A 12238-nucleotide genomic window follows, 5' to 3' on the forward strand; every position below is an offset into this window, starting at 1 on the left:
GAGAGGATGTGGTCATCGAACTCTTCATCGCCGCGCTCGACCCGCCGACGCTCGCCTGGCCCGCGCTCGCCTGGCCCGCGCTCTTCACACCCACCGCGCCCCTCGACCTCTCCCCCGCCCTCCTGCTCGTGCTGCTCGCCGTCGCCGCCGCACTCAGCATCCCGAGGACGACCTGGCAGTACTTCGGCCTGTTCACGACCCTCGTGCACGAGCTCGGACACGCCTTCGCCGCCGTGCTGACCGGCCGCGTCGTGCACGGCATCCGAATCCACCGCAATCACTCGGGCGATGCGCTCAGCAGCGGGCGCGGCGTTTTCGGAGTCGTGGTCAGCGGCGTGCTGGGCTACCCCGCGCCGGCGATCGTCGGCGCCGCGCAGCTGTGGGCCGTGTTCCACGGGTACACCGCCCTCGCGCTGTTCGCCGGCGGTGTGGTGCTCATGGTGACCCTGCTCGTGATCCGCAACCTGTTCGGCGTCGTCGTGGTCCTCGCATCCGTTGCGGTCAGCGGCCTCCTCTGGTTCTACGCGATGCCTGAGGTACAGAGCTACGCGCTCCTCGTGCTCGGCCTGGCCCTGCTCGTCGGCTCCGTGCGCGGGCTCGTCACCGTGATCGGCGTGCACCTCCGTCACCGCGACCGGCTGCCGAGCTCCGACGCCTACCTGCTCTACCGGCGCACGCACGTTCCGTCGCCGGTCTGGCTCGCGCTGTTCGCGGTGATCATCAGCGGATGCCTGTTGGCCGCGTTGTCGGCCTACGCCTCGCGTTAGGTGCGCTCCGAGGGACCGTCGCCATAGAACATCGCATCGATCTCAGCGTTCGGCCAGTCGAAGGCGTCCTCCGCGACCGAAATCTTGTCGCGCAGGGACCCGAGTTGCAGCCCCTGGCCAGAAACATCGACCAACGTATGCGGAGCGCTCGCGACTGTCAGCGCGGCAACGGCAACCTCCCACGGGATGCGCTCCTGCTCCAGTCGCACATTTCCCTCGGAGCGGACGCGTTCCAGAGCCCGCTGCTCACGTTCGGTCAGCGTCAGGTAGGTGCCCATCGCTGCTTTCGGCTCCGGTACCCACAAGTCCCGGTAGGCCAGCAGGGTTTCTTCGTCCATGAGCACGCTCGTCACGTCTGCGCAATGCGAGCGCAGTGCGTGCAAGATGGCGAAGCCGTCCGAGTCCAGGTCGCCCCAGTAGACAATTCGGCCACCCCTGATCCACGGTATGACGCGAAGCCGCGGGACCGCGTATCCGCTGCCGTGCACGACAACGGCGCCGGACATGTAGGGCATGGCCAGAACCGTTTCGAGGTTCTCGAACACGAACACGACCGACGGCTCGATTTCAAGCGCGGCCAGCTCGTCGACGGGGACTGTGACATCGCAGAGGCCACCGGGCCGCATCACCGGGTCGAGGAACCGCACACGCACGAGGTTCGGTGCTCCCCGTAACCCAAGTGACTCGCGACCCGCCGTGGCGGAGTGCAGGGCTTCGACCACGGGCCGGTGTCGCTCCAGCCACTTGGTGTCGATGCCGCGAATCGGCAGCTGGCGAATCCGCCATCCCGACGCAGGATGCTCGGCCAACCACGCAACCACCTGGATCAGAGTCTCGAAATCCGCCACGGTCAGCCGCTGCAGCGTTCGCCACTGGGCACGGATTGCGCTTGCCAAACCGTCGGGCTCGCTCCGCTCTCCGAACTCAGCGCGCAGCCGTTCGGCACGATCCCGCAACGTGCACCACTCTCGCCGAGCGACTGTGCCGGCGAAGGCGGCGATCGCATCCGCACCACCGATAACGCAGCGCTCCGGTACGTCTTGGGAGCCGACACTCGGCCATTGCCGCACACCCCACTGCACCTCGACCCCTGCTGGGGCAGCATCCGCGACGCCACGCCAGTCGCGCACCCAGGCGATCGCCGCCGCTTGGTCCGTGAGCACGGCGCGTTCCGTGGGCGGTCGCAGCACGACCTCGAGCACGGCCGCTCCCCCTCCCGAGGCCGCCCACTCGCGCTGCTCCTGGTCGACGCGTCTCCGGGCGCGTTCCCGCGCCTCGGCCACGGTCACCATGGCGGTGGGCCCGGCCATCAGGTCACCTCGTCGGGGCGGAAGACCACACTCGCCGCCTGAGACTGCTTTCTGCTGGGGTTGGTGATCGACGTGACGGCGCCGACATAGGGCTCGATCGTCTGCAGCAGTTTCTCGGGTGTCGCCAAGATCATGTGGAAGCCGAACTCGATGAACACGTCCATCGCCATTCGGGTGTAGCGGCTGTCGGCCTTGTCGAACGCCTCATCGAGGATGATCGTTGCGTACGACGGCAGTTCGTCTTCGTCGGCGGCGAGCTGGTACCGCAGCGCGGCTGCGAGACAGAAGATCACAAGCTTCTGCCTCTGCCCACCGGAAAGCCCGGCGCTGGAATCGTGCACGCTAACCGTGCGGCCGGCGAGGTCCACCTCGTGAGCCATGAAGGTGACATGCTCACGAGTGTCGAGGCAGCGGCGGCGCCAGGCAACATCGGCATTCTCGCTCGACGCAAGCTTCTGCATGATCCGGTTCAGCACGGCGAAGCGACGTTCAGCCGCGGCTAGGTCCTCGTCCGTCCACGACCCGTCAACCACCACCTTCAGATCGTCCATGAATTGCTTCACCTCGGGAGCACGCCGCGTCTTCACCTCGATGCGGAGGTAACGCTCCAGGTCGAACCGTGACCGACCGAGCGACGCATTCACGGGCTCGATGCGGTCCTCCACGAGCTTCGGCGCATCGCGGATGTCCGAGAGCAGGTGGCCGATGAGGTCCCGCGACTTGTCCCGCAGCAGCTTCAGGAAGTTGCCTTCATGCTCGGGAAGGCCGCGCGCAACGATGCCCTCCAGCAGCGCACGATAGCCGGCGCGATCCTCGATCGAGGTCGTCAGGTCAGCGGATGCCGCGGGCCAACTTCGGGTGAAATCCCGTGCGCCGTCGGCGAAGGCTGATTGCGACTCGCCCTGGCGTTTCTGGGCGATCCGGGCCTCCCCGTGCAGGGCCTCGCTGACTTTGCGCCCGATGTCTCCGATGGTGCGGCGATCGATCTTGCGTTGCACCGACCGGTAGCGCGCCTCCAAAGCGCCCCAGTCGGCATCCGTCACTGTGGCCTCCGGAGCTCTCGACGCCAGGTCGGCGATCTGATTCTCCACCTCGGACAGCTGTGCCTCGACCTGTCCCAGCGCGAGACGGAGCGTGCCCGCGGCGTCATCGGCCTCCTTGAACCGACCGCGCGCCGCATCCTGCGCCTCGATCGCGTCGCTCAGCTCAGTGTTCCCGACAGTGAGCGCCTCGAGAGCGCGGCGACGCACGCGCACCTTGTCGTCGGCCGCAGCGCGGTCGAGTTCGGCCCAGTCTTGTCCGAGCACACTCGCGAGCACGATGCGCCGCTTCGTCGCCGCGTCCCGCTCCGACTGAGCCCGATCGAGCCGTTCCCGCGCTTCCCGATGGCGCTTCTCAGCGTCGCGGCGCCGGTCCAGCAGCAGATCGATCTTCGCCTCGTTGTCCGCGCCCAGGATCCACTGACTGCGGTCACTGACAGAGTGACGGTCGTTCTTCTCGTAGCGCCGCGCCGACTTCTTCACCTGGCCGCCGAGCGTCACACCGCGGTCCACCGAATCGAGCTCGTCGGGGTGGTCCACGCAGGCGAAGTCGAATTCCGCGGCCACACGAGACTGCAACCAATCGTGGAATCCGCCCGAACTCACCCGAATTCGGTGCAGCAAGGAGCGGTCGCTCCGTGCGGCACGGGGCGCGTCGGCGATCGCCGGAACCGCCTCGAACACCAGCCGGGCCCCCAGGTTGCGCTGCTCAACGCGGCGCCGAACCTCCGCGAGGTGGTCGTCCCGCACGAGGAGTGCGCTGGCCAGCGGGTAGAGCACGCGTTCGATCGCGCCCGTCCACTCGGAGTACTCCGGCAGCACTTCGATCAGCTCTCCGGCGAACGGCAGCGCCGCCTCGGTGAGCCCGAGCTCATCGGCGAGCCGGCGCCGGGCGAGTAACAACGCCGCCGGCAGATTGCTCTTGCGCGTGCGGAGTTCGGTGAGTTCCCTGTCGATCTTCTCCAGCTCAGACTTCGCCGTAAAGAAGCTCTGATTGTCGTCGTGGTCGTGCGCTGCGGCGGGGGCTGCCTCCTCGAGGGCATGACGGGACGATTCCCGAAGCTCGGCAAATTCGGCGCCGCTCGTCGGGGCAGTCATGATTCCCACGCTGGCGAGTTGCTCCGCGAAGCGCTTCCAGCGGTGAGCTGTCTCGTCGGCGGCGTTCTCCGCCAGGGCGAGCAGCTCCTGCTGCTGAGCGATATCCGAGCCGCCGAGCTTCATCGCGCGACGCTCCGCCGCACGCATGAGGTCTTCCGCTTCGACCCGGGCAGCGTCTGCGCGCCGTGATTCCTCGGCAGCCCGAGCACTCGCGGCACGGAGTTCACCCCGGTCCGCTTCGGCGAGCTTCAGGGTGAAGCGGTCCTGGAACGGGTCGATCAGCGCACCCAGGCGTTCGGCCTCCGCCGCCGTCGACGCTGCCGCCTCGTATTCCGCGATGGAGATCTCGAGAGCGCGGAGGTGCTCCGCCTGGCGGCGCAGCTCCACCACATGCTGGTGCGCTTCGTTGAGTTCACCGAATTGGTCGACGGCGTTCGTGGCCCGGGCGAATGTGGGCGGCTCATCGAGCATGAAGGAACGGAACAGCTGGTCGAGGCTGCCGAGATTCTTGGCGGACTGCGTCTTGTGCAGCAGGTGCAGGGCGTTCTGGTTGCCGATGCCAAGCAAGCGGCGGATGCGGGCGTAAAACGGCGCGTGAGACCCGTTGGTCGTGACCACGGCATCGGGCCACGCCCCCTTGATTCGGCGAGCTTCAATGCCCGTCTCGACGTGCTCCCGGAAGTCGAGCAGCTTCACGTCGGCGCGGTCGATGAAGCACGCGTCTTTCAGGTCGCTCTTGTCGACGCTCGATCCGCGCAGATGGAACAGCCGCACGAGGGTCACCGGTGCGTCTTTGTCGTTCTCGTACCGCAGCAAGACGCCGCTCCACGTCGCGCCTTGGCGGAGGTAGGTGCTGACCGCGCGATCGAGCGTGTCGTCGGCCTCCTTGCTCCACGCCCCGCGCACGTAACTGACGAGGCTGCGGTCGTCGGTGCGTGACGTCGATTCCTGGGCCGCCGCGTTGAAGCGCAACCAACGATCGGGGGTGAGCACTGTGGCAATCGCGTCGAGCAGCGAGGACTTGCCCGACCCGGATGCGCCGGTGAACAAATGACCCTGGCGCGCGATGTCGATGCTGTAGTGCCCGTGGAAGGTGCCCCAGTTGACCACGTCGACTCGCGCGAGGCGCCACTGGCCCTGATACAGACGGCCCGCACCCGTCAGACGGGCGCCGGGCTCGAGCGTTCCGTCGAATCCGGGCATCTCCAGAAGCGTCATGAGGTCTCCTCGTCGAGGTCGGTGGCTTCGTTGACATCATCCCCGCCACCACCGACAGAGCCGCCGGCGTCCGACCCGGCGTCGCCACCAGCGGCGATTCGGCGGTACTCGGCGCTCATCGCACGGATCTGATCGGCATCGACGATCAGACGCACAACCGGCGAAATCTCCACGCGGTCTTCGCTTCCGGCTTGGTGGATCACCCGCAGTTTGTTCTTCATGTTCGTCCATGACGAGTTCAGTCGTTTGTCGAAGTCACTTTCATCCCTGTCGGGCGTGCGGTACACGCGCAATTGCTCGAAGACGTCCTCCTGCCCCACGATCACCCGGCCGTCGGCCTCGCCGGCCAGGAGCATCTGGCGCAGCACGAGCAGCATCGCCGTGTCGATGAAGGTGAGCGATGCCGTGCGCACCGTGCGCGGCACGTCCAGTTCGTCGGTGTTCACGTTGCGCACGAAGGCGAATTCGCCGACGCGGTCGATGACAAGATCAAGAAACAGCTCATTCAGCCGTGAACGGATGGCGTTCTCATCGGCCAGCAGCGCCGACCAGAGCGCCGGTGCCTTCGCGCCGGACAGGTACGGACCCTTGATGAGTTCCAGGAGCGCCCTCCGCGACTGCTCACTCAACACGCCGGTGTCGCCCTGCCAGAGCGCGGAGGCGGGTGCGGCATCCGTTATCTCGGCCGCCACCTCTGACGTTTCAGTCATCACACGAGCCTCCCGGTGAAGCGATGGATAGGTATGGTTGCTGCGCGTCTCACGTCGTCGGTCCCGCGCCAGCGCACGGTTTCCGCCGATACGGTGTCGCTCGTTCCCTGAGTGGCCGCGAGCACCAGGAGGCCCACAATGCTGGCGACGCCCTGGCTGGCGGGATGCCGCTCGAGCACCTCCCCGACGGTGCAGTGTTCGCGCTCGGCCAACACGTCGTTCACCGCCGTCGTGAGCTCGGCGAAGTCGATCTCCGTCTCCCTGGCAAGCGCACGCAGCGATTCGAGGTCGGCGACCTCAGCGACGTGCTCGACGATGGGTTCGGTCGCGTTGAGTTCGGCGGGGTCATGCAAGCGGATGCTTCCCACGCTCGCCAATGGGACCGCCGAGAGTTCCAGATTGATGTTCGTCGGCCGGTACGGCTTGATGTGCTCGGCGGCGGGAAGGGCGTCCGCCAGAGCTTCCTGGAGAAGACCGCGCAGCACCCGGTCACGCTGGTAATCCTGCGATTGTACGTAGCGCCGGAGCCCCCGTGCGAAAGACGTGATCACCTCGTGGATCTCGCCGCTATTGTCTTTCAGCGTGCCGATGAAGCGGCGAAGGAAGCGACGGTCGGACGGAGCGAGATCCGCGGCGAACTCGCGCTGGAGCACCCGGGCGATGTCGTCGTCGAACGCCGCGCCCACGGCCGGGTCGAGCACCAGCGAGGAGAACCCGGAGAAGCTTCGGCCCTCGTCCGATTCGGCAATCAGGTCAACGCCACGGAACACTTCATCGAGTACTGCGCGTTGAGTGTCGTCTGACTCCACAATGCGAGCGCGAAGCTCACGGTTCAGCGCCTCGAACCGCTCGCGTACCCGGGCGAAGTCCGAGGGGATCTCCTCCGCCTGAGCGAGGACGTCACGCACGCGTTCCAAGGCACGCTCCGGCTCAAGAACGTCGAGGTCGCCGGCGTTGATCCGCTCGATCTGGGCCTCGATGGCATCGCGCTGCGCGTGGAGTTGCTCCAGGCGCCGGGACGCATCCGGATCGGTCTCGATGGCGAGCTGCCCCAACTGGGACGCAATGCTCGAGAGCCGGGACTCGGTGACGGTCTGCCGCGGTGCGGCGAGCTGCTCGACAAAACGGATGGCGCCCAAGGCGCCGGGCGCGAGCTCGAACGTCTCGCCGCGCGCCTCCTCGGCCGGCCGACGCGTGAGGAAGCCGGCTTTGCGCCATTCCGCGCAGTAACTCTGCGCGGTCTGCGGGAGGTCGAAGCCGTGCGCGCGCAGTGCGTCCAGGTCATGATCGACGAGTTCGTAGAGTTCGGCCGCCGGAAGGCGCCGGTTGTCACCGCCGAGGTGGGCGCTGAGGAGCGCCGCAATGACGGGCGCGTTGTCGGCGCGCAGCAACCGCCACGTGGCATCCGTTTCGACCAAATGCCTAAGCGCGTGGGCTTGACTGAGTGCGGACACGGTCAACCTCCTCCAGAAATCTCCACCCACCGGCACACCAAGTAACCATCATCGTGCAGGGCGACGACGCCGTCCAACGCCAGGCCTTCAGGATTTGATTAGATTCACCGCCAGGCCATGCGACGCCGAAGCGAGGCGAGAATCATTGGTCCAGAGTTCGTCACAGCCGTGGAGTTGGGCGGCAGCCAAATGAAGTGCGTCCGGCGTCTTGAGGCCATGTGCAGCCCGCAGCTCTGCGGCCCGAACGAAATGTTCTTCGTGAAGCGCCAGTCGGGCAAACTGCCCAAGCACTCGGAGATAGTGATCGTGCAGGCTCAGGTTCTCTTCACGCAGTGGCGCTACAAGGCACTCCATCGTTACGAGGGAACTGATGGCGAATTCCCTGTCAGTATTTCTGCAAGGCGACTGCGCACCGCTTCGCCTCGCTCGCCCGGGTCTTCGACCGCATAAATCACCATGCAGGAGTCGAGGTAGATCAATCCCAGGCCTCGCGTTCGTCGGCGATTTGCTTGTCGAGATCAACGTCACGACGAATCGCCGGCGTCGGCAACGGATTGCTTTTCAACCAAGCAGCGATCTGCGAGCCCGTGTGCGGTTTGGTGTCAGAGCCGACAGCGACCAATTTCGCAACCGGCCTCCCTCGATTCGCGATAACGATCTCCTCGCCGTTTCCGGCCGCCGCGACCAAGCGCGACAGATTATTGCGCGCCTGCAAGATGTTTATCTGCACGTCACGGCCGCCTTCCACAGCTGGCTACTTCTTCTAGCCATGATACTTCGCCTTCGCCACCTGAAGCCGTTTCGCCCGGCGCTCGTCTCGCCGCACTATCCGGTCTTGGTCGACGGCGATCTCGATGTCGATCAAGGGGCATGCGATGCTGAAGCGATCGATGAGCCGGTAATACTGCAAGAAGCGCGTGAGCTTCTCCGTCACCTGCAGATGCCTCGTGCGCTGCACCCGCTCCTCGGGCAGCCACGGCTCTCTCACGAACAGCGCCAGCACGAAGACCAGGTCGTCGGCGTGCATGGTGCGAGCAACCGCGTCGGCCGGGTCGAACTGCCGCTCGGCTGCAAGGATCTGCAGATCCGAAGCGACGAGGACGCGATCAGCCTCGGACTCGACACACTCACGCAGCCGCTGCTCGATGAGCATCAGCCGAGTGAGGGTGAGCCCCTTCTTGCCTTCACGAAGATCGGCGAAGAACTGCGTGAGGATTTCGTCGATCGTAGGTCGATGAGATTTCTTCATGCATACATGATGGGACGGACTACTGACATCAACATCCTTCGCCGAGCAGCGGATGCGCCGCGCTAGTTGAACGCCGCTGCGCTAGTGGCGTGCCACCCGCGTAGTGGCGTTCACCCCGCGCGACGCCCAGCGGGGCGCAGGCGCCGCGAAAACGCGGCGGGAGGGGCGTGCCCTCCCGCCGCGCATCCGTTGCCTCGACCTACTTGACGACGGCGAAGCCACCCATCCAGCTGACCTTTTCGCTGGCGGCGCTGGTGAGCTGCAGGAAGCCGAGGGCCTCCATCTCGCGGGCACGCTTGAGCGCGCCGGCGTCCATGGTGGCGACGCCGCCGGCCTCGACGACGGATGCGAGAGCCGCCTTCGCGTCGCTGTCGTCACCCGCGATCATCACCACGGTCGGCTGCTGCCCGCCGACCTGGCCGGTGGCGAGGGTTCCCGCGAACGTGGTGTTGAAGGCCTTGAGCACGGAAGCCCCGGGAACCGCCGCGGCGATCTCCTGGGCGGCCGAGGCATCCGCCGGCACGACCAGGCTGTCGAACGTGCTGAAGTCGAGCGGGTTGGTGATGTCGACGATGGTCTTGCCGTCGAGCTTGCCGGCGTAGAGGTCGAGCACCTCGGACACGGCCGGGTACGGCAGCGCGAGAACGACGATGTCGCCGGTGATGTCGTCGCCGACGGCGCCGGCGGTGACGGATGCCCCGGCCGCGTTGGCAGCGGCGGCGGTCTTCTCGGCGTCGCGCGCCAGCAGCTGCACCGGAGCACCGCCCTTCGCTGCGATCCCCGCGATGGCCGTGCCCATGTTTCCCGCTCCGATGATGGTGATGCTCGTCATGTCCTGCTCCTTCTCCTCGCCGTCCGGCGAAAGCTTTGGTTGTTGCTTCAACTAAAGCTACGCCTAATTACTTGTAGCGTCAACCTTTATTTTCGATAGGCTGGGGACATGTGCAACGCACCCTGGCTGACCGGTCCGCAGCTGCGCGCGTGGATGCGCTTCGTCGCGGTCGTCGAGCTGCTGCCCGGGGTGCTCGACACGCAGCTGCAGCGCGACGCGCAGCTCAGCCACTTCGAGTACTTCGTGATGGCGATGCTCTCTGAGGCGCCGGACAAGACCCTGCGCATGACCGACCTCGCCGACCACACGAACGCCACGCTCCCCCGGCTCTCGCACGTCGTGGCCCGCCTGGAGAAGCGCGGCCTGGTGGCGCGCACCCGCTGCGCCGAGGACCGCCGCGCCACGAACGCCACGCTCACCGAGTCCGGCTGGGAGATGATCCAGGCCTCCGCGCCGGGCCACGTGCGTAACGTGCGCGACAACGTCATCGACCTGCTCACCGACGAGCAGGTCGGGCAGCTCGAGGCGATCTCGGAGGCGCTGCTTCAGAAGCTCGACCCCGCCAATCGCATGCACGTGCGCGGCGAGTAGGGCGACGGAGCGTTACATCCGTCGGGCCGGCACGTTCGCCTCGATGAGGTCGGCGGCGACGACGGCCCCGTCGCGGGCGCGGATGCGCTTGCCGAGCCGGGCCGCGGCGGCCCGGTACGGGCTGGGATCCGCCAGCAACCGCTCCACCGCACCCCGGATCTCCGCCACCGACGCCTTCTTGCTGACCGTCAGCCCGGCGTTCTGCTCCGCGATCATCCGGCCGATCACGGGCTGGTCGAAGACCGGGTTCATCGGCATCACAAGCAGCGGCAGGTCGTGCGCCAGCGCGAGCATCGCCGTGGCGTGCCCGCCATGCGTCACCACGACGGATGCCGCCGGCATCAGCTGGTCATGCGGCACATAACGGTGCACCTCGGCGTTCTTCGACGGCCGCAGCTCGCCCGGGTCGACCGTCGGCCCCGTGGTGACGATCACGCGAACCGGGAGTGGCCCGAGGGCGTCGAGAATGCGCTGCAGCGCCTCGCGCTGCCCGTCGATGTAGGTGGTGCTGAGACTCACCAGCACGACCGGGGCGGATGCCGCGTCGCCGCCGTCCCGCCTGTCACCGCCCACGCTCTCCCGCGTCCCCGCACCCGGCAGCACGCGCTCGGCGGGCTCCCTCGCCGGCAGCACCGGGCCCGTGTAGTCGACGCTGTCGTGCGGGCTACCGTCCAGCTCCTCCAGCGTCACCGCGAGGATGCGGTCGGCCGCCCGGTAGAGCGCGGCGGGGTTGATCCCCTTCGCTCGGGCGATCAGTGCGAGCGGCCCGCGATTGAGCGTCGTGTTCATCACCCCGTAGAGGGTGTGCACGAGCACCGTGTACGGGATGCCGGCGCGGTGCGCGCCCTGCAGCGCACCGACGAGCAGACCGTCGATGATGACCCGGTCAGTGGGTTCCCGTTTCACCGAGGCGACGAGGTCATCGCCCATCCCGCGGTCAGTGAACACGCCTGCGTAGGCGAGCGGGGCCCTCATGCCAGGTCTGGCGTCGAGCACCGACCAGGGCTTGGCCCGCTGGAACTCCTCTGCCGCGAACCCGGCGGCCTCGATCGCCGCTCGCTGGCTCGGGTGGCCGAGGAATCGCACACGGTCGCCTCGGCGACTCAGCTCGGCGGCGATCCCGAGTGCCGGCGGAACGTTTCCGCCGCCGTCCCACGTGACGAACAGCACGCTGTTCATGTCCTGTCATCTCCTTCTGGTGTCGACAACTGGTCGACGATTGCCTGCGCGAGAACGCGCATCCGTTGTTCGGTTTTGTCGCGGGTGAGCCCGCGGTCGCGACGCAGCAGCTTCCACACGTACACGTCGGTGGCCACCGCCAGCAGGTCGGCGGCGGCGGGGCGCTCGGCTGCGGACACGCTGTCGAGCTGCGGCTTGAAGGTGGTGTCCACCCAGTCCCGGTGCACGCCGCGCCCGGTTTCAACCACTCGTCGCACGCGGTCGTCCGAGTCCTCCTGAGCCAGCATGCGTATCACCCAGTCGCCGCGCTCCTCGTAGTGGTCCACGACCACGGTGATCGCGGCGGGGAGATCGCCGACAGGCGCGAGCCGCTCCTGAACAACCTCGTTCCGGGCGTAGTCCGTTGCCGCGTCGAACAGTCCCTCACGGCTGCCGAAATGCCGCAGGATCGTCTTCGTCGTGACGCCGGCCCGCGCGGCGACGTCGGCGAGCACGATCTCCAGGGTCGACTTCTCGGCGCTCAGGGCAATCGTCGCCCGCAGGACGCGTCGCCGGGTCTCCTCGACCGCCTCAGCCCTCGTTGTCATTGAATATGCGCGTGCAGTTTTCATGTCTCTTCAAGTGGATATCAAATAGTGGTGGACGTCAAGAGTCTTCTTCAGTGCTTCATTGCCTGGTGGGTGGTCTGAGTCGGCCGCCGCGGCGTGGTGTTTGGTGGATGTCGACGGTGACCGGGGGGATGAACCAGGGGACGTTGTCGATGACCTGGATCTTCCAGCCGTGGCGGTGG

At 66.9% G+C, this 12238-nt stretch carries 12 protein-coding genes; 2 read left to right on the forward strand and 10 right to left on the reverse strand.

Annotation, left to right across the window (positions count from 1 at the left end; genetic code table 11):
• The first annotated feature begins 8 nt into the window (after window positions 1–8).
• A complete protein-coding gene (locus tag EEJ31_RS08705) occupies window positions 9–767 on the forward strand; it encodes a M50 family metallopeptidase (RefSeq protein ID WP_233563812.1) in 759 nt (252 codons plus the stop codon).
• Here EEJ31_RS08705 and EEJ31_RS08710 read toward each other — a convergent pair.
• The 8 genes from EEJ31_RS08710 to EEJ31_RS08745 form a co-directional block, all read right to left on the reverse strand.
• Entirely contained in the window at window positions 764–2077 is a 1314-nt protein-coding gene (locus EEJ31_RS08710; RefSeq protein WP_325049340.1) for a Wadjet anti-phage system protein JetD domain-containing protein, read from the reverse strand. The two genes, EEJ31_RS08705 and EEJ31_RS08710, sit on opposite strands and share 4 nt — an antisense overlap.
• Window positions 2077–5433: an ATP-binding protein gene (locus EEJ31_RS08715; RefSeq protein WP_123045917.1), complete on the reverse strand. Its 3357-nt coding sequence runs from the start codon at window positions 5431–5433 to the stop codon at window positions 2077–2079. The genes EEJ31_RS08710 and EEJ31_RS08715 overlap by 1 nt, the downstream gene beginning before the upstream one ends.
• Window positions 5430–6143, reverse strand: a complete 714-nt coding sequence (locus tag EEJ31_RS08720; protein WP_123045918.1) for a DUF4194 domain-containing protein — start codon at window positions 6141–6143, stop codon at window positions 5430–5432. The genes EEJ31_RS08715 and EEJ31_RS08720 overlap by 4 nt, the downstream gene beginning before the upstream one ends.
• The gene (locus EEJ31_RS08725; protein ID WP_123045919.1) at window positions 6143–7597 is read right to left on the reverse strand and encodes a DUF3375 domain-containing protein; all 1455 of its coding nucleotides are present in this window, start codon (window positions 7595–7597) and stop codon (window positions 6143–6145) included. Before EEJ31_RS08725 ends, EEJ31_RS08720 begins: the two co-directional genes overlap by 1 nt.
• 87 nt (window positions 7598–7684) lie before the next feature.
• Window positions 7685–8125: a type II toxin-antitoxin system VapC family toxin gene (locus EEJ31_RS14300; protein WP_407643222.1), complete on the reverse strand. Its 441-nt coding sequence runs from the start codon at window positions 8123–8125 to the stop codon at window positions 7685–7687.
• The gene (locus tag EEJ31_RS08735; RefSeq protein WP_123045931.1) at window positions 8073–8327 is read right to left on the reverse strand and encodes a type II toxin-antitoxin system Phd/YefM family antitoxin; all 255 of its coding nucleotides are present in this window, start codon (window positions 8325–8327) and stop codon (window positions 8073–8075) included. The genes EEJ31_RS14300 and EEJ31_RS08735 overlap by 53 nt, the downstream gene beginning before the upstream one ends.
• A gap of 33 nt (window positions 8328–8360) precedes the next feature.
• Window positions 8361–8846 (reverse strand): hypothetical protein, encoded by a 486-nt coding sequence (locus tag EEJ31_RS08740; RefSeq protein ID WP_123045921.1) that lies wholly within the window; start codon window positions 8844–8846, stop codon window positions 8361–8363.
• A gap of 199 nt (window positions 8847–9045) precedes the next feature.
• Entirely contained in the window at window positions 9046–9678 is a 633-nt protein-coding gene (locus EEJ31_RS08745; RefSeq protein WP_123045922.1) for an NADPH-dependent F420 reductase, read from the reverse strand.
• A 108-nt stretch (window positions 9679–9786) separates the two neighbouring features.
• Between EEJ31_RS08745 and EEJ31_RS08750 the strand changes: the two genes are divergently transcribed.
• Window positions 9787–10269 carry a MarR family winged helix-turn-helix transcriptional regulator gene (locus EEJ31_RS08750; RefSeq protein ID WP_123045923.1) on the forward strand — a complete coding sequence of 161 codons (483 nt, stop codon included), beginning with the start codon at window positions 9787–9789 and terminating at the stop codon, window positions 10267–10269.
• 12 nt (window positions 10270–10281) lie between these two features.
• Here EEJ31_RS08750 and EEJ31_RS08755 read toward each other — a convergent pair whose 3' ends face one another.
• Window positions 10282–11448 (reverse strand): glycosyltransferase, encoded by a 1167-nt coding sequence (locus EEJ31_RS08755; RefSeq protein WP_123045924.1) that lies wholly within the window; start codon window positions 11446–11448, stop codon window positions 10282–10284.
• Window positions 11445–12035, reverse strand: coding sequence for a TetR/AcrR family transcriptional regulator (locus tag EEJ31_RS08760; RefSeq protein ID WP_158603933.1), 591 nt, complete (start codon window positions 12033–12035; stop codon window positions 11445–11447). The genes EEJ31_RS08755 and EEJ31_RS08760 overlap by 4 nt, the downstream gene beginning before the upstream one ends.
• Between the last annotated feature and the right edge of the window lie 203 nt (window positions 12036–12238).

It is taken from the genome of Cryobacterium tepidiphilum, assembly GCF_003716325.1.
Classification (GTDB): domain Bacteria; phylum Actinomycetota; class Actinomycetes; order Actinomycetales; family Microbacteriaceae; genus Cryobacterium; species Cryobacterium tepidiphilum.

Excerpts from the sequence above, each read along its gene's own strand:
- EEJ31_RS08715 (WP_123045917.1), bottom strand. The coding sequence starts at position 5,433 with ATGACGCTTCTGGAGATGCCCGGATTCGACGGAACGCTCGAGCCCGGC.
- EEJ31_RS08755 (WP_123045924.1), bottom strand. The coding sequence starts at position 11,448 with ATGAACAGCGTGCTGTTCGTCACGTGGGACGGCGGCGGAAACGTTCCG.
- EEJ31_RS08740 (WP_123045921.1), bottom strand. The coding sequence starts at position 8,846 with ATGAAGAAATCTCATCGACCTACGATCGACGAAATCCTCACGCAGTTC.
- EEJ31_RS08750 (WP_123045923.1), top strand. The coding sequence starts at position 9,787 with ATGTGCAACGCACCCTGGCTGACCGGTCCGCAGCTGCGCGCGTGGATG.
- EEJ31_RS08720 (WP_123045918.1), bottom strand. The coding sequence starts at position 6,143 with ATGACTGAAACGTCAGAGGTGGCGGCCGAGATAACGGATGCCGCACCC.
- EEJ31_RS08745 (WP_123045922.1), bottom strand. The coding sequence starts at position 9,678 with ATGACGAGCATCACCATCATCGGAGCGGGAAACATGGGCACGGCCATC.
- EEJ31_RS08710 (WP_325049340.1), bottom strand. The coding sequence starts at position 2,077 with ATGGCCGGGCCCACCGCCATGGTGACCGTGGCCGAGGCGCGGGAACGC.
- EEJ31_RS08760 (WP_158603933.1), bottom strand. The coding sequence starts at position 12,035 with ATGACAACGAGGGCTGAGGCGGTCGAGGAGACCCGGCGACGCGTCCTG.